The sequence below is a fragment of the Pseudomonas sp. MB-090624 genome, from assembly GCF_003205245.1.
Classification (GTDB): domain Bacteria; phylum Pseudomonadota; class Gammaproteobacteria; order Pseudomonadales; family Pseudomonadaceae; genus Aquipseudomonas; species Aquipseudomonas juntendi.
Genome location: NZ_QJRK01000035.1, coordinates 1 through 15,800 on the forward strand (window position 1 = coordinate 1; position 15,800 = coordinate 15,800).

A 15,800-nucleotide genomic window follows, 5' to 3' on the forward strand; every position below is an offset into this window, starting at 1 on the left:
TGAAGTTTTTTGCGAGAAACTCGTTTAGCTTCAAACACTTGACTCGCTGCGATCTCTCGTAGCGGGAGGCGAATCATACAGCGTTTAGAAGCGCTGTCAACCATCATCTCAACCGCATTCGATCATTCGATCGTAGCCCTTACAGCGCCTTTCGAATCGGTTAACTCATTGAATTTCAAGGAGTTTGTCGTTCCGTTGTCGCTGGAAGTGGGGCGCATTATAAGGGGATTCGAGAGGGCGTCAACCTTTAATTCAAATAAACTTTCAGGGCGCTTAAAAAGCAAAGCGGGGAGGCCTGGCGGCCTCCCCGCTATATAGCTGGACCAGCATTCCCTACAACACGCCAGCGCTGCGCAGCTGGCGCACTTCTTCCGCTCCTAGCCCTAACACCTCTTCAAGCACGACCTCGGTATGCTCACCCAACATAGGCGGCGCCAGCCGATACTCGACAGGCGTCGCCGACAAACGTATCGGGCTCGCCACCTGCGGCACACTGCCCGCCAACGCATGCGGGATACTGACCGCCAGCCCGCGAGCCAGCACTTGGGGGTCGCGGAACACCTGGGCAAGATCATTGATTGGCCCACACGGCACACCCGCTGCCTCCAGCTGGCTCACCCATTCGGCCGTGGTCTTGAACACGGTGGCCTGGCGAATCAATGGAATCAGCTCAGCCCGGTTGGCCACACGCAGCTTGTTGGTGGCAAAGCGAGGGTCAGTCGCCCATTGAGGCTGCCCGGCCACCTCGGCGAACTTGCGGAACTGGCTGTCGTTGCCCACGGTAAGAATGAAATCGCCATCCGCCGTCGGAAAATCCTGATAAGGCACGATGTTGGGGTGCGCATTGCCCAGGCGACGGGGCGCCGTGCCCGTGGTCAGGTAGTTCATTGCCTGGTTCGCCAGGCAAGCCACCTGCACATCCAGCAGCGCCATGTCGACGTGCTGACCGACCCCAGTCTGGTCACGGTGGGCGAGGGCAGCCAACATAGCCACCGTTGAGTACAGCCCGGTCAGAATGTCGGTAAGGGCGACACCCACCTTGACCGGGCCTGCGCCTTCCTCACCTTCCGGGCGCCCCGTCAGGCTCATCAGCCCACCCAGCCCCTGGATCATGAAGTCATAGCCAGCGCGCCGGGCATAAGGCCCGGTCTGCCCGAAACCGGTGATGGAGCAATAGATAAGCCGCGGATTGTCGGCCTTGAGGCTCTGGTAATCCAGCCCATAGGCCGCCAGCCCACCCACCTTGAAGTTCTCGATGACGATATCGCACTTCGCCGCCAGCTCACGCACCAGGCGCTGGCCCTCTGGCCGCGTGAAATCGATCGTCACCGACCGCTTGTTGCGGTTGGCCGACAGATAATAAGCCGCCTCGCTCGTGTTCTCGCCATTGGCACCTTTAAGGAAGGGCGGCCCCCAGGCGCGGGTATCGTCCCCACTGCCCGGCCGCTCGACCTTGATCACGTCAGCCCCCAGGTCGGCGAGGATCTGGCCAGACCACGGACCGGCCAACACGCGCGACAGGTCCAACACCCGCAGATGTGATAACGCGCCCATGGACTGGCTCCTTATCAATAGAAAGCCTGGATACCGGTTTGCGCGCGGCCCAGGATAAGCGCATGCACGTCGTGCGTACCTTCATAGGTGTTGACCACCTCCAGGTTGACCAGATGACGGGCGACACCGAACTCGTCGGAAATCCCATTACCACCAAGCATGTCGCGCGCCATGCGTGCGATATCCAGCGCCTTGCCGCAGGAGTTGCGCTTCATGATCGAGGTAATTTCCACCGCCGCGGTGCCCTCGTCCTTCATGCGCCCAAGGCGCAGGCAGCCTTGCAGCGCCAGCGTGATCTCGGTCTGCATGTCCGCCAGCTTTTTCTGGATCAGCTGGTTTGCAGCAAGTGGGCGACCGAACTGCTGACGGTCCAGCGTGTATTGGCGGGCGGTGTGCCAGCAGGCCTCTGCAGCACCCAGCGCCCCCCAGGAAATGCCGTAACGGGCCGAATTCAGGCAAGTGAACGGACCTTTGAGGCCACGTACATCGGGGAAGATATTCTCTTCCGGCACAAACACGTTATCCATGACGATCTCGCCAGTGATCGACGCGCGCAAACCGACCTTGCCATGAATTGCAGGCGCACTCAGGCCCTGCCAGCCCTTTTCCAGGACGAAGCCACGGATATCACCAGCGTCATCCTTGGCCCAGACCACGAATACGTCAGCGATCGGGCTGTTGGTGATCCACATTTTGCTGCCGCTCAGGCGATAACCGCCCTCGACCTTCTTGGCCCGGGTAATCATCGAGCCCGGGTCAGAGCCATGGTTAGGCTCGGTCAAACCGAAGCAACCGATCCATTCCCCACTCGCCAGCTTGGGCAAGTACTTCTGTTTCTGGGCTTCGGTACCGAATTCGTTGATCGGCACCATCACCAGCGAAGACTGAACGCTCATCATCGAACGATAGCCGGAGTCGATACGCTCCACTTCGCGAGCAATCAGCCCATAGCACACATAGTTCAAGCCGCTGCCGCCGTATTGCTCGGGGATGGTCGCACCCAGCAGGCCCACTTCCCCCATTTCGCGAAAAATCGCCGGGTCGGTCTGCTCATGACGAAACGCCTCGAGTACACGCGGGGCCAGCTTGCCCTGGGCGAACTGATACGCGCTGTCACGCACCATGCGCTCTTCTTCAGTGAGCTGCTGATCCAGCAGCAGTGGATCGATCCAGTTGAAGCTTGCTTTACCAGCCATGGGCGGAATCCTCGAGAAGGGGGCGGAGTTTTTATGTGCCTTTGAGCCTAGGACTGATTGCCCGCTGATACAAACGAGGATTGCGCACCATATAGTGATATTTTGTCACTTCGAAAATCAGAACCCCGCCACATTTGCGGCCTTACGAGTGAGGTTGACGTACATGCGACGCAAGATTCCCAGCACCACTGCATTGGTTTGCTTCGAGGCCGCTGCGCGTCACCAGAGCTTCACCAAGGCCGCCCAGGAGCTTTCCTTGACCCAGGGCGCCGTCTGCAGACAGATTGCCAGCCTGGAAACGTTCCTTAACGTAGAGTTGTTCCGCCGCTCGCGCCGTGGTGTGAAGCTGACCGAGGCGGGCCTGTCGTACAGCCGCCAGGTTGCCGCGCAACTGGACGCGGTGGAGCGCGACACCTTGTCAGTGATGCGACAGCAGGGCGCCAGCGTGATCGAACTGGCAGTAGTACCGACATTCGGTACCCAATGGCTGCTACCGCGCCTCAAAGACTTCCAGCAGCGCCACCCGGAAGTCACCGTGAACCTCACCAACCGCACCCGGCCATTTCTGTTCGCGGACACAACATTCGATGCCGCCATCTATTTTGGTGATGGCGACTGGTCTGGCACACAGTCGCAGCGGCTGATGGGGGAAAACCCGTTACCTGTATGCAGCCCGGCACTGCTGGGCGGGCAAGGCACGCTCGAAGCACGGCACATCGCTGAGCTGCCACTGTTGCAGCAGAGCACGCGGCCGTACGCGTGGCGGCAATGGTTTGCCAGCGTGGCCATGAATGTGGAACGTGACATGACCGGCCCACGCTATGAGCTGTTTTCGATGCTTGCCCAAGCGGCCATGCACGAGATGGGCGTCGCGCTGATACCGCCGTTTCTGATCCAGCGCGAGTTGCAGGAGGGTAGGCTGGTAGTCGCTAACAGACACGTCCTGACTAGCGACAAGGCCTACTATCTGATGATTCCAGAACGCAAGGTGGAGTCCGCATCACTGCGCGCATTCCGTGACTGGCTGGTGAGCCAAGCGCAGGCATATGCCCAGGAACGGGACAACCTGACCCCGTAGTCAATTATTTTTAACACCTACAGATATATGTATTTGTCGCATATTCGTAAACTGTTACGTACGCACAAAAATACCCGCTAACCGTCCTGACTACGGGGCTTTGCGGGTTATTTTGCGACATCGAACAAGCCATCAGCGAACTGGCCAAAATTTTTTTGTTTTTTTCTCTTAATCTGGCAAAAGCCCGTAGTTGATGGGCTGCGACCTTATGCGTGCGACAAGCGGTCACAGGGTGACTTGTAGTTTTAACTTCGTTTCGCTCCAGAACCGGTTGAAGCCCTATGGGTTCGTCTGCAAAATGCTTCGCCCGCCCAGGATCCGGCGGGATGGCGCTCCACAGCCACCCAGCACACCATTCGCAGTGCGCTGGCTTTGACAAAAACAAAGGTCACCGCAGGAGAAATAGTCGTGCACATTGGTGTTCCTCTCGAGACGCAGACCGGTGAGACAAGGGTCGCTGCGACCCCCGAAACCATCAAGAAACTGATTGGCCAGGGCCATCAGGTCACCGTTCAACGGGGGGCAGGGCTCAACGCCGCCATTCCGGACAGTGCCTATGAGGCCGTGGGTGCTTCCCTGGGGACCGCAGCCGATGCATACGGCGCCCAACTGGTCCTGAAGGTGGTCGCGCCCAACGACCAGGAACTGGCCCTGATCAACAGCGGCAGCCTGCTGGTAGGTATGCTCAACCCCTTCAACAGCGAACTGATCGGCAAGATGGCCGAACGCGGGATCACCGCCTTCGCGCTGGAGGCCGCGCCCCGCACGTCAAGGGCGCAGAGCCTGGACGTGCTGTCGTCACAGGCGAACATTGCCGGTTACAAGGCCGTGCTGCTGGCTGCCCATCACTACCCACGCTTCATGCCCATGCTGATGACCGCCGCCGGTACGGTCAAAGCCGCCCGGGTACTGATCCTGGGTGCGGGCGTTGCCGGCCTGCAGGCCATCGCCACGGCCAAGCGCCTGGGCGCAGTGATCGAAGCGTCCGACGTACGCCCGGCGGTGAAGGAGCAGATCGAGTCGCTGGGCGCCAAGTTCATCGACGTCCCCTACGAGACCGACGAAGAACGGGCGTGCGCCGAAGGCGTCGGCGGCTATGCCCGGCCGATGCCAGCCAGTTGGATGCAACGCCAGGCCCAGGCCGTGCACGAGCGCGCCAAGCAGGCGGATATCGTCATCACCACCGCATTGATCCCTGGCCGCAAGGCGCCAACCCTGCTCAGTGCCGAAACAGTGGCCCAGATGAAGCCTGGCTCGGTCGTCATCGACCTGGCCGCGGCCCAAGGCGGCAACTGCCCGCTGACCGTGGCGGACCAGGTCGTTCAGGCACATGGCGTGACCATCGTCGGCCCTACCAACCTGCCGGCCCAGGTCGGCGCCGATGCCTCGGCGCTGTATGCGCGCAACCTGCTGGACTTCATGAAGCTGCTGTTCGACAAGGACGGCGCACTGACCATCAACCTCGAAGACGACATCGTCGCGGCCTGCCTGATGTGCCGCGATGGCCAGGTCGTCCGCAAGAACGGCTAAGGAGCACGACAATGGAAGACATGCTGATTTCCCACGGCATCTACAACCTGATCATCTTCGTGCTGGCCATTTATGTGGGCTACCACGTGGTGTGGAACGTCACCCCGGCGCTGCACACCCCACTCATGGCGGTCACCAATGCCATCTCGGCGATCGTCATCGTCGGTGCCATGCTGGCCGCCGCCCTGACCGTGACCCCTGCCGGCAAACTGATGGGCACCCTGGCGGTGGCCCTGGCCGCAGTCAATGTGTTCGGTGGCTTCCTGGTCACCCGCCGCATGCTGGAAATGTTCAAGAAGAAAACCAAGAACGAGGCGCAGAAGTAAGTATGAGCATGAATCTGGTAACGCTCCTCTACCTCGTCGCCTCGGTGTGCTTCATCCAGGCGCTCAAGGGCCTGTCGCACCCGACCACCTCGCGGCGCGGCAACCTGTTCGGCATGATCGGCATGGGCATCGCCATCCTCACTACGGTTGGCCTCATCTACAAGCTCGCGGCGCTCTCCATCGGCAACGGTGGGGCTACGACCGGCATCGGTTACGTACTGGTCGGCCTGCTGGTGGGTGGTACCGCCGGTTCGATCATGGCCAAGCGGGTCGAGATGACCAAGATGCCCGAGCTGGTCGCCTTCATGCACAGCATGATCGGCCTGGCTGCGGTGTTCATCGCCATCGCCGCAGTGCTCGAACCGCAGTCGATGGGCATCGTTGCAGCCATCAGCGACCCGATCCCTACCGGTAACCGCCTGGAACTGTTCCTCGGCGCAGCCATTGGTGCCATTACCTTCTCTGGCTCGGTGATCGCTTTCGGCAAGCTGTCGGGCAAATACAAATTCCGCCTCTTCCAGGGCGCACCCGTACAGTTCGCCGGTCAGCACAAGCTCAATCTGATCCTGGGCCTGACCACCATCGCCTTGGGCCTGCTGTTCACGTTCACCGGCCATTACAGTGCCTTCACCCTGATGCTGGCCTTGGCCTTTGTCATGGGTGTGCTGATCATCATTCCGATTGGCGGCGCCGACATGCCGGTGGTTGTTTCAATGCTCAACAGCTACTCGGGTTGGGCAGCTGCGGGTATCGGCTTCTCGCTGAACAACTCGATGCTGATCATCGCGGGCTCGTTGGTGGGCTCTTCTGGCGCCATCCTTTCGTACATCATGTGCAAGGCGATGAACCGTTCGTTCTTCAACGTCATCCTCGGCGGCTTTGGTGGCGATACCGACGCGGGGGCGGCGCAAGGCTCGCAAGAGCAGCGCCCGGTCAAGTCCGGCTCGGCTGACGATGCCACCTTCCTGTTGAGCAACGCCGACAGCGTGATCATCGTTCCGGGCTATGGCCTGGCGGTGGCCCGTGCCCAGCATGCACTCAAGGAACTGACCGAAAAGCTGACCCACAACGGTGTGACCGTGAAGTACGCGATTCACCCGGTTGCGGGGCGTATGCCTGGGCACATGAACGTGCTGCTGGCCGAAGCCGAAGTCCCTTACGACCAGGTCTTCGAGATGGAAGACATCAACGCCGAGTTTGGCCAGGCCGACGTGGTACTCGTGCTGGGCGCCAACGACGTGGTCAACCCGGCGGCAAAAAACGACCCCAAGTCGCCCATTGCCGGCATGCCGATTCTCGAAGCGTTCAAGGCCAAGACCATCATTGTCAACAAGCGCTCGATGGCCAGTGGCTACGCCGGCCTGGATAACGAACTGTTCTACCTGGACAAAACCATGATGGTATTCGGTGACGCCAAGAAGGTCATCGAAGACATGGTCAAGGCAGTGGAATAGAACACGGCAGCAAACCCGCCGATATAAAGAAAGCCCCGGTAAGCATCTACCGGGGCTTTCTTTTTGTTGATCCGGATCAACGGCTCTACCGAGAGGCTTCTCATACGACCATGGTCGTGGGACGGCAATGGGCGAAATCTCTAGACTGCGCTGCAGTAGTTTCAGCAGCCCGAGATAACAATCCATGTACCGTGACCGTATCCGCTTGTCCTCTCTGCACAGCAAGGTAATGAGTGCGGCTGATGCCGCTGGTCTGATCGAGGACGGCATGACTGTCGGCATGAGCGGCTTTACCCGCGCCGGTGAGGCCAAGGCCGTCCCGCATGCACTGGCCGAACGTGCCAAACAGTCGCCACTGAAGATCAGCCTGATGACCGGCGCCAGCCTGGGCAACGACCTGGACAAGCAACTGACCGAGGCCGGTGTATTGGCCCGCCGCATGCCTTTCCAGGTAGACAGCACCCTGCGCAAGGCCATCAACGACGGCAAGGTGATGTTCATCGACCAGCACCTGTCGGAAACCGTCGAACAACTGCGCAACCAGCAATTGAAGCTGCCGGACATCGCGGTCATCGAAGCCGTGGCCATCACTGAGCAGGGCCACATCGTACCTACTACATCGGTGGGTAACTCGGCCAGTTTCGCCATCTTCGCCAAGCAGGTGATTGTCGAGATCAACCTCTCGCACAACACCAACCTCGAAGGTTTGCACGACATCTATATCCCCACCTATCGCCCGACCCGCACGCCCATTCCGCTGGTCAAGGTCGACGATCGTATCGGCAGCACCGCCATCCCGATCGACCCGGCGAAGATCGTGGGTATCGTCATCAGCGACCAACCGGACTCGCCATCTACCGTGTTGCCGCCAGATGACGAAACCCAGGGTATCGCCAACCACCTGATCAACTTCCTGAAGAAGGAAGTGGAAGCTGGCCGCATGACCAACAAGCTCGGCCCACTGCAGGCCGGCATCGGTAGCATTGCCAACGCCGTGATGTGCGGCTTGATCGAGTCGCCCTTCGAAGACCTGACCATGTACTCCGAAGTGCTGCAGGACTCGACCTTCGACCTGATCGACGCCGGCAAGCTGCGCTTTGCATCGGGCAGCTCCATCACCCTGTCGACCCGCCGCAATGCCGATGTATTCGGTAACCTCGAACGCTACAAGGACAAGCTCGTACTGCGCCCGCAGGAAATCTCCAACCATCCGGAGGTCGTGCGGCGCTTGGGCATCATCGGTATCAATACCGCGCTGGAGTTCGACATCTACGGCAACGTCAATTCCACCCACGTATGTGGCACCAGGATGATGAACGGCATCGGTGGCTCGGGTGACTTCGCCCGTAATGCCCACCTTGCTGTATTCGTTACCAAGTCGATTGCCAAAGGCGGTGCAATTTCCAGTGTGGTGCCAATGGTCAGCCATGTGGACCATACCGAACACGACGTGGACATCCTGGTCACCGAACAAGGTTTGGCCGACCTGCGTGGCCTGGCCCCGCGCGAGCGGGCACGCGTGATCATCGACAACTGTGTGCACCCAGACTACCGCGCGGCACTGAACGATTACTTCGAGCGCGCTTGCCAACGTGGCGGCCACACGCCACATATCCTGCGCGAAGCGCTGAGCTGGCACGAGAACCTCGAAGAAACCGGCCGCATGCAAGCGAGCTGATCCAGCGGCGGCCTGGAACAGCAGCCCCGCTTCTGCTGTTCCAGCCCATTCGCGTTTCACGTCCGACACAAGAATATCCAGAACTGTACTACTGTACCTGTCCTAGGCTTCTTTCAAGCCTGCAGAACATCGCCACACACCAAAAATGCACCATGAAGATGCAGACCAGTACAGTTGCGCCTGTTTCGAGTGCAACAGTAGGGTTACACAGTTAACTGAGCCATCGTCTTTCGCATGAACTGTATCTACTGTTCTGGACAAGAGAGGAGGATCATTGGCATCAGTTAAATCACTACCTAATCCCGCCATAAGCGGAAGGATGAAGCATCATGGAACGTACCCTCAGTTCCGGTCTGGTTTTTGAAAGCAACGCCCAGCAATCCAACGCATCGCTGCCGCTGCGCGCACTGTCCACTCTGCTGCTGTGGCAGCGCCGCATGGCAAGCCGCCGTCAACTGGCTCGCCTGGACGCTCGCCTGCTGGCCGACGCTGGCATCAGCGAGTCGCAGCGTTACGAAGAGCTGAGCAAGCCTTTCTGGCGCTAAGCACCGGCTTGCCGGCTTCGGCCGGCACCGCGAATTCCTGAAACCCGTTGCAGGCAACTGCGACGGGTTTTTTGTTTGTGGCATGCAGAGGTCAGCGTCAAGCGCTGAACAGGTACAGTTTGTGTATTACAAACCCTAACCGATACAGTTTCACGGCCCGTTCTTCGTTAACATCTGGAAACACCCGCGCGTGATACGCTTAGCTTGGCAGTCTGGTAGAAACCACTGTCATAAGTACCGCGACCAGCAATGCGAGCGTCCGATAAGCAGAACCACCCGACCCGAGTTCAGGAGTGCACGAAATGTCCCGTAAATATCTGATTGGCGCCGCTCTTATGCTGAGCCTGGCTGGCACCGCAAACGCCACCAGTTTCGTCGTCACCACTGACGCTGTAGTAGGGGCAGTAGCTGCGTCCACCGACGCCACCTCGGATGTTTCTTCGTCGTTCCGTGACGATAAAATCGTCCAGGCCGCCCGTGACGACGCTGCCAGCTTCGTAGGCAGCCAAGGCGATATCCGCGGTGCCAAGCTGGAAAGCGCGTTCCTGCACATCCGCGCACAAATGCCAAGCCTGCAAGCCAGCGACGCCGAACTGGCCCAGGCCATTCTGGCAATCTAAGCGCCGGCAAGCGCCCAGGCTGTGCCGGGTGCCCCCGTACAGCCACGCCAGCCCTCGCCACCCTTACTTCCAGTTGTCGTAGAGCCCATGCGTTATCTGTTGCCGCTGCTGTTTTCCCTTGCCGGCATGGCCAGCGCCCATGCCATGGACACCACTACCCAAGGCCTGGTGATCTCGGCCTACGCCACCAGCCAGGTCACCACTGCACCCTTTGATCGCAAATTGGTGCGTGAGGCCCGTGACGATGCCGCGGTATTCGTCGCCACCCATGGCCAGATCCGCGGTGCTCGGCTGGAAGCCGCCCTGGAATCATTACGCCATAATTGCGCACGGCAGGGCGTTGGCGATCTGGAACTGGCGCAAGCAATTCTCGTCCAATGACTACATCTGACTCCCTGTAATTTTTCGGAGATGCTCCATGCGTAAACCGCTGATTGCCGCTACCCTCGGCATGCTGCTGCTGGCTGACCTGGCCCAGGCACAGACCCTGGTGGCCACCAGCAACATCATCGTGCGTGCCTTTGGCCGCTCGATCGACTTCACCTCGGACACCACCACTTCGATCCGCGACTCGAAAGTGGTACGCGAAGCCCACGACGACGCAGCCAGCTTCGTGGCCAGCAACGGGGACATCCGTGGCGCGCAGCTCGAAGCTGCCCTCACCACCCTGCGCGAGCGCGTTCCGGAAGCACGCGGCGCCAGCGACCAGGTATTGGCCGAAGCCATCCTCGCACTGTGAAGCCCGTGCGTGCCTGGCTGCTCGGCTGCGCCCTGACGCTGCTCGGCACGCCCGCCCTGGCCGGCCTGCAGCTCGAGCTGCAGTCGTCCGGCCTCGACCCACAGCAGACCCAAGCCAGCCAGGCCCTGCTTGACGAGGCCATGGCCAAGCTGCCCCCGCGCTTCAAGCAGCAACTCGACCGCCGCGTGCAGGTCAGCTGGAGCGACAACATGCCAGCCGACGCCTATGGGCAGGCCACACTGGTGTCCACGCTTCAGCTCAACCGTCGCCTGCTGCCCGGGCTCACCGATGGCAGTGCCGCCATTGAGCGCACCAACCGCCCTCATGGCACCGTGCGACAAGAGCTACTGGCCACTGTCCTGCACGAGCTCAGCCATATCTACGACCGTGCGCGCCTATGGCCCAGCCGTGAAAGATCGCTGATTGCCCGCTGTAAACGCCAACAGGGCACCGTGGGCAAAATCGGCCTGCCTGAGGAATGCCGCGGCCAGGCTGAGCGCCGCTTCACCCTGAGCGATGACCCGCGCCTGCTTGACCTGGCCGGCTGGCCGCAATACGTGGGCCGCCGGGGTGAGCGTGAGCAGCACAACGGCCAGTTCGTGCGCAGCCCCGACAGCTATGAACTCAGCAGCCCCAAGGAATACCTCGCGGTGAACATGGAGTACTTCCTCCTGGACCCGAGCTACGGTTGCCGCCGCCCGGCGCTCAACCAGTACCTGCATGAGCATTTCGGCTGGGCACCGCCACAGAACACTTGCGCCAGGGGCTTGCCATTCATCAATGCCGGTAGCGACTTCGCCCGCCAGCCACTGGGCGAAATCGACCCCGAACGGGTTTATGAAGTGGACTACCTGCTGGCCGAAGCCAACCAGAACCTGGTCAGCCGCTGGGGCCACAGCATGCTGCGCCTGGTCATCTGCAGACCCGGCCGCCCCCGCGGGCCAGACTGCCGCCTCGACCTGGACCAGAGCCTGGTGCTGTCATACCGCGCGTTCGTCAACGATGTGCAGCTATCGAGCTGGGACGGCCTGGTCGGCGTCTATCCATCGCGCCTGTTCGTGCTGCCGCTGGGCCAGGTCATCGACGAATACACCAAGACAGAGCTGCGCAGCCTGGCCTCGGTGCCCTTGAAGCTGAACCGCGAAGAGATTGAAAACCTGGTGCGCCAGGCTGCCGAAATGCACTGGAGCTACGACGGCAACTACTGGTTCCTGTCCAACAACTGTGCCGTAGAGTCATTGAAGTTGCTGCGCAGCGGCACCGCCAACCCGCAATTGAATGACCTGGACAGCATCATGCCCAACGGTTTGCTGGCCGTGCTCAAGGGCAGGGGGCTGGCCGACACGAGCGTGCTCGACAACCCCCGCGAGGCGCTGCGCCTGGGCTACCGCTTCGACTCCTACCGCGAGCGGTACCAGGCCATGTTCGAGGTGCTGCGCAAGCAATTGCCGATCCAGCAGCAACTGGTAGAAGACTGGCTGGCCTTGAGCGCCGAGCAACGTCGCCCCTGGTTCGCCCAGGCCGACCTGCGCACCAGCGCTGCGCTGCTGCTGCTGGAGCAGGCCAGCCTGCGCCGGCAACTGTTGCTGGCCCAGGACGAGGTCAAGCAGCGCTACCTGAATGCCGCAGCGTTGAAAGATGGCAGCGTCAACAAGGCCGATGCCACCCTCAAGCAAATGCTTGCCAACAGCGGCTTCCTCAGCCGCCCGGCAGAATTGCTCGACAGCAAAGGCTATGGACTGCCGCAGCCCGAAGAACGCGAACACCTGGAGCGGGAGAGCAAGGAACGGCAGGCCCGGTTGCTGCGCCTGAGTACCAACCTGGACAAGGAGGTGAGGGCGCTGCTGGACCCTTCGCGGGCCAGGGAAATTTCTGCGGTAGAGGCCAATGTGAAGCAGATAGGCGAGCATTTGCGGGCACTGCACAAGGCTGCAGGTGGCCTGCAGTTGTAATTGCGCCTATCCGCGGCGAGCCGGCTTCCACCTAGTGGAGTTGGCTTGCCAGCGGCAGGACCCGCAGCACGAGCACAGCATCTTAAAGGCGTTCCCCGTGCTCCCCCGGCAAATCCTCATCAAGGTGCAGCCAAGGCAACCGGCTGCCTACCCAGATATGGCGGTTGGCGCGCACGCCCTCCGGGTGGTCGAGGGTGGCTACGGTCACATCGATGGTCTCGGGACTGTGCGTGGTCACCAGCGCCACATGGGCCCCACACCGCCCACAAAAGTAACGGCTGCAACTGGGCGGGGCCACGTAGCAGTTCGGCTTACCCGTTAACCAATGGAAATCCGAGCGGGGTAGGGTGAGCCAGGTCACGACCAGCCCACCACTTACCCGCCGACAGATCGTGCAGTGGCAGTGGGCGATGTCCGTCAGGTCACCCGCCAGCCGATACCGCAACGCGCCGCAATGGCAGCCACCCTCGGTCACATGCTGCATCATCTACCTCTCGTCGCCTTTGCATCAGCGAAAGCTGGCTGAAAGCTTGTGCTCATAGGATAGCCCCCACCACCGGCACAAGACCGGTCAGCCAGGGCACCCGGTAACAACCGCGCCCGGCCCAATCAACAACAACAATGGTGATCCTGATGTATTCCTGTGCCCGCCTTCGCGCAATCTCCCTCCGCATGCTCCCCGTGCAGCGCCAAACGCGCTGACCCGCCCGAATCGACGTTCCTTTCGTAGCGCCACGCCTGGAGTATTGCCATGCTGACCTTCCTCGGCTTTGCCATGGTCATCACCTTCATGTACCTGATCATGACCAAGCGCCTGTCGGCCTTGATCGCGCTGATCCTGGTACCGATCCTGTTCGCCGTGTTCGGCGGTTTTTCCGCCAAGATCGGCCCGATGATGCTCGAGGGCATCAGCAAGCTCGCGCCTACCGGCGTGATGCTGATGTTCGCAATCCTGTATTTCGCCCTGATGATCGACTCCGGCCTGTTCGACCCGGCCGTGCGCAAGATCCTCAAGCTGGTCAAGGGCGACCCGCTGAAAGTCTCGGTGGGTACCGCCGTACTGGCCCTGGTGGTTTCGCTCGACGGTGATGGCGCCACCACTTACATGATTTGCTGCGCCGCCATGCTGCCGATGTACAGCCGCCTGGGGATGAGCCCGCGAATCATGGCCGGCCTGACCATTCTCGCCGGCGGCGTGATGAACATGACCCCTTGGGGCGGGCCGACCGCACGTGCCGCCAGCGCCCTGCACGTGGACCCGTCGGACATTTTCGTGCCGATGATCCCGGCCATGTTGTTCGGCGTACTGGCCATCCTGGCCATTGCCTACCTGTACGGCAAGCGTGAGCGTGCCCGCCTGGGTGAACTGCACCTGCCAACCGATGACACCGACCATAGCGATATCACCGTTTCGCAATTCCCTGAAGCCCGCCGCCCCAAGCTGCTGTACTTCAATGGCGCGCTGACTGCCGCCCTGATGGTCGCGCTGATCGCCGGTATCCTGCCGCTGCCGGTGCTGTTCATGATCGCCTTCAGCATTGCCATGATCGTCAACTACCCCTGCCTGCAACAGCAGAAAGACCGCATCGCCGCCCATGCCGGCAGCGTGCTGGCAGTCACCGGGCTGATCTTCGCCGCAGGCATCTTCACGGGCATTCTGTCGGGCACCGGCATGGTCGATGCCATGTCCAAGAGCCTGCTGGCAGTCATCCCTGAAGCGATGGGCCCCTACATGGCAGTGATCACCGCAATCGTGAGCATGCCGTTCACCTTCTTCATGTCCAACGACGCGTTCTACTACGGGGTTTTGCCAGTGTTGGCCGAGGCCGCCAGCCACTACGGCATCAGCCCGGTTGAAATGGCCCGCGCATCGATCGTCGGCCAGCCGGTACACCTGCTCAGCCCACTGGTACCCTCGACCTACCTGCTGGTAGCCCTGGCCGGTATCGAGTTTGGCGATCACCAGCGCTTCACGCTCAAGTGGGCAGTGCTGGTGTGCCTGTGCATAATGTTCGCCGCGCTGCTGATGGGCATTTTCCCGCTGTTCAGTAGTCTTTAATAAACGCGTATTACCCCACCGCGACGCGCCCTGCAGGGCGCGTCGCCTTTACCGCTCGAAGGAAACAACATGGAATGGCTGACCAGCCCGGAAATCTGGGTTGCCTTTTTTACCCTCACCGCGCTTGAGATCGTCCTCGGGATCGACAACATCATCATGATCTCGATCCTGGTCAGCCGCATGCCCAAGCACATGCAGCCGCGCACCCGGATCTTCGGCCTGGCCCTGGCCATGGTCACCCGCATCATGCTGCTGTTGTCGATCACCTGGGTCATGCGCCTTACCGCCGACCTGTTCGTGGTGCTCGGCCAGGGCATCTCCGGGCGTGACCTGATCCTGTTCTTCGGCGGCCTGTTCCTGCTGTGGAAAAGCTCGCAAGAGATCTACCACGGCCTGGAAGGTGAGGACGAAAACGATGAAGCGCCCAAAGGCGCAGGTGGCAAGTTCTTCTACACCATCATTCAGATTGCCATCATCGACATCGTGTTCTCGCTGGACTCGGTGATCACCGCAGTAGGCATGGTGTCCCACGTGCCAGTGATGATCGCTGCCATCGTCGTGGCCGTACTGGTGATGATGCTGTGCGCCGGCGCCATCAGCAACTTCATCGACAAGCACCCATCGCTGAAGATGCTCGCACTGTCGTTCCTGATCGTGGTCGGTACCGTACTGATCGCCGAAGCGTTCGACGTGCACGTGCCCAAAGGCTACGTCTACTTCGCCATGGCCTTCTCGCTGGCGGTAGAGGCCATCAACATTCGCATGCGCACTGCCCTGGCCCGCAAGGACGGCAAAGAGCATGACCCAGTGAAACTGCGCAAGGACATTCCGGGTCAGTAAGAGCGGAACGTGCAGGACAGCGGGGGCCCTTCGGGGCCCCTTTTTCATTTTTGAATGGCTGCTACGTGGCGCCTGCAAGACCGGCAATGATTCATTCACGGTATGTTTCAAATTGATGACTACCGTGCGAAGCTGGCAAGCACTGCGCAAAACAGCTAAAGCTTTGAGTGAGCAATGAAAACCTATTCGAACGCTCACGTTTCTTCCCTTGGCCCCATGGGCCTGTGCT

General features: G+C 60.6%; 15 protein-coding genes. 12 read left to right on the forward strand and 3 right to left on the reverse strand.

Annotation, left to right across the window (positions count from 1 at the left end; translation table 11 throughout):
* Positions 1-333 precede the first annotated feature (333 nt).
* Together DMX12_RS19110 and DMX12_RS19115 are read right to left on the reverse strand one after the other, a co-directional pair.
* Positions 334-1,554 carry a CaiB/BaiF CoA-transferase family protein gene (locus DMX12_RS19110; RefSeq protein WP_054913236.1) on the reverse strand — a complete coding sequence of 407 codons (1,221 nt, stop codon included), beginning with the start codon at positions 1,552-1,554 and terminating at the stop codon, positions 334-336.
* Between the two features lie 14 nt (positions 1,555-1,568).
* On the reverse strand, positions 1,569-2,750 hold the full coding sequence (locus DMX12_RS19115) for an acyl-CoA dehydrogenase (protein WP_054904519.1): 1,182 nt from the start codon (positions 2,748-2,750) through the stop codon (positions 1,569-1,571).
* A gap of 163 nt (positions 2,751-2,913) precedes the next feature.
* Here DMX12_RS19115 and DMX12_RS19120 point away from each other — a divergent pair, with 163 nt between their 5' ends.
* The 10 genes from DMX12_RS19120 (at position 2,914) to DMX12_RS19165 (ending at position 12,672) form a co-directional block, all read left to right on the forward strand.
* Positions 2,914-3,828: a LysR family transcriptional regulator gene (locus tag DMX12_RS19120; protein WP_110679164.1), complete on the forward strand. Its 915-nt coding sequence runs from the start codon at positions 2,914-2,916 to the stop codon at positions 3,826-3,828.
* Between the two features lie 408 nt (positions 3,829-4,236).
* On the forward strand, positions 4,237-5,358 hold the full coding sequence (locus tag DMX12_RS19125; protein ID WP_009683556.1) for a Re/Si-specific NAD(P)(+) transhydrogenase subunit alpha: 1,122 nt from the start codon (positions 4,237-4,239) through the stop codon (positions 5,356-5,358).
* Between the two features lie 11 nt (positions 5,359-5,369).
* On the forward strand, positions 5,370-5,684 hold the full coding sequence (locus DMX12_RS19130) for an NAD(P) transhydrogenase subunit alpha (protein WP_003256966.1): 315 nt from the start codon (positions 5,370-5,372) through the stop codon (positions 5,682-5,684).
* Between the two features lie 2 nt (positions 5,685-5,686).
* On the forward strand, positions 5,687-7,138 hold the full coding sequence (locus DMX12_RS19135; protein ID WP_009683557.1) for an NAD(P)(+) transhydrogenase (Re/Si-specific) subunit beta: 1,452 nt from the start codon (positions 5,687-5,689) through the stop codon (positions 7,136-7,138).
* Between the two features lie 184 nt (positions 7,139-7,322).
* Complete coding sequence (locus DMX12_RS19140; RefSeq protein ID WP_029885367.1) at positions 7,323-8,816, forward strand: acetyl-CoA hydrolase/transferase family protein; 1,494 nt, start codon at positions 7,323-7,325, stop codon at positions 8,814-8,816.
* Positions 8,817-9,145: 329 nt separating this feature from the next.
* On the forward strand, positions 9,146-9,361 hold the full coding sequence (locus DMX12_RS19145; RefSeq protein ID WP_003256968.1) for a DUF1127 domain-containing protein: 216 nt from the start codon (positions 9,146-9,148) through the stop codon (positions 9,359-9,361).
* A gap of 302 nt (positions 9,362-9,663) precedes the next feature.
* Positions 9,664-9,981: a DUF2388 domain-containing protein gene (locus tag DMX12_RS19150; protein WP_054913238.1), complete on the forward strand. Its 318-nt coding sequence runs from the start codon at positions 9,664-9,666 to the stop codon at positions 9,979-9,981.
* Between the two features lie 87 nt (positions 9,982-10,068).
* Positions 10,069-10,362 (forward strand): DUF2388 domain-containing protein, encoded by a 294-nt coding sequence (locus DMX12_RS19155; RefSeq protein ID WP_009683560.1) that lies wholly within the window; start codon positions 10,069-10,071, stop codon positions 10,360-10,362.
* A gap of 37 nt (positions 10,363-10,399) precedes the next feature.
* Positions 10,400-10,720 carry a DUF2388 domain-containing protein gene (locus tag DMX12_RS19160; protein ID WP_009683561.1) on the forward strand — a complete coding sequence of 107 codons (321 nt, stop codon included), beginning with the start codon at positions 10,400-10,402 and terminating at the stop codon, positions 10,718-10,720.
* On the forward strand, positions 10,717-12,672 hold the full coding sequence (locus tag DMX12_RS19165) for a DUF4105 domain-containing protein (RefSeq protein WP_110679165.1): 1,956 nt from the start codon (positions 10,717-10,719) through the stop codon (positions 12,670-12,672). The genes DMX12_RS19160 and DMX12_RS19165 overlap by 4 nt, the downstream gene beginning before the upstream one ends.
* Before the next feature lie 82 nt (positions 12,673-12,754).
* Here DMX12_RS19165 and DMX12_RS19170 read toward each other — a convergent pair whose 3' ends face one another.
* The gene (locus DMX12_RS19170) at positions 12,755-13,156 is read right to left on the reverse strand and encodes a GFA family protein (RefSeq protein WP_029885362.1); all 402 of its coding nucleotides are present in this window, start codon (positions 13,154-13,156) and stop codon (positions 12,755-12,757) included.
* A gap of 267 nt (positions 13,157-13,423) precedes the next feature.
* Between DMX12_RS19170 and DMX12_RS19175 the strand changes: the two genes are divergently transcribed.
* Positions 13,424-14,731 carry a CitMHS family transporter gene (locus DMX12_RS19175; protein ID WP_009683564.1) on the forward strand — a complete coding sequence of 436 codons (1,308 nt, stop codon included), beginning with the start codon at positions 13,424-13,426 and terminating at the stop codon, positions 14,729-14,731.
* A 69-nt stretch (positions 14,732-14,800) separates the two neighbouring features.
* Positions 14,801-15,571 carry a TerC family protein gene (locus tag DMX12_RS19180; RefSeq protein WP_029885361.1) on the forward strand — a complete coding sequence of 257 codons (771 nt, stop codon included), beginning with the start codon at positions 14,801-14,803 and terminating at the stop codon, positions 15,569-15,571.
* Positions 15,572-15,800 lie beyond the last annotated feature (229 nt).

Coding starts and splice junctions, on each gene's coding strand:
- DMX12_RS19155 (WP_009683560.1), top strand. CDS start 10,069: ATGCGTTATCTGTTGCCGCTGCTGTTTTCCCTTGCCGGCATGGCCAGC.
- DMX12_RS19180 (WP_029885361.1), top strand. CDS start 14,801: ATGGAATGGCTGACCAGCCCGGAAATCTGGGTTGCCTTTTTTACCCTC.
- DMX12_RS19135 (WP_009683557.1), top strand. CDS start 5,687: ATGAGCATGAATCTGGTAACGCTCCTCTACCTCGTCGCCTCGGTGTGC.
- DMX12_RS19120 (WP_110679164.1), top strand. CDS start 2,914: ATGCGACGCAAGATTCCCAGCACCACTGCATTGGTTTGCTTCGAGGCC.
- DMX12_RS19160 (WP_009683561.1), top strand. CDS start 10,400: ATGCGTAAACCGCTGATTGCCGCTACCCTCGGCATGCTGCTGCTGGCT.
- DMX12_RS19150 (WP_054913238.1), top strand. CDS start 9,664: ATGTCCCGTAAATATCTGATTGGCGCCGCTCTTATGCTGAGCCTGGCT.
- DMX12_RS19175 (WP_009683564.1), top strand. CDS start 13,424: ATGCTGACCTTCCTCGGCTTTGCCATGGTCATCACCTTCATGTACCTG.
- DMX12_RS19115 (WP_054904519.1), bottom strand. CDS start 2,750: ATGGCTGGTAAAGCAAGCTTCAACTGGATCGATCCACTGCTGCTGGAT.
- DMX12_RS19170 (WP_029885362.1), bottom strand. CDS start 13,156: ATGCAGCATGTGACCGAGGGTGGCTGCCATTGCGGCGCGTTGCGGTAT.
- DMX12_RS19145 (WP_003256968.1), top strand. CDS start 9,146: ATGGAACGTACCCTCAGTTCCGGTCTGGTTTTTGAAAGCAACGCCCAG.
- DMX12_RS19130 (WP_003256966.1), top strand. CDS start 5,370: ATGGAAGACATGCTGATTTCCCACGGCATCTACAACCTGATCATCTTC.
- DMX12_RS19140 (WP_029885367.1), top strand. CDS start 7,323: ATGTACCGTGACCGTATCCGCTTGTCCTCTCTGCACAGCAAGGTAATG.
- DMX12_RS19110 (WP_054913236.1), bottom strand. CDS start 1,554: ATGGGCGCGTTATCACATCTGCGGGTGTTGGACCTGTCGCGCGTGTTG.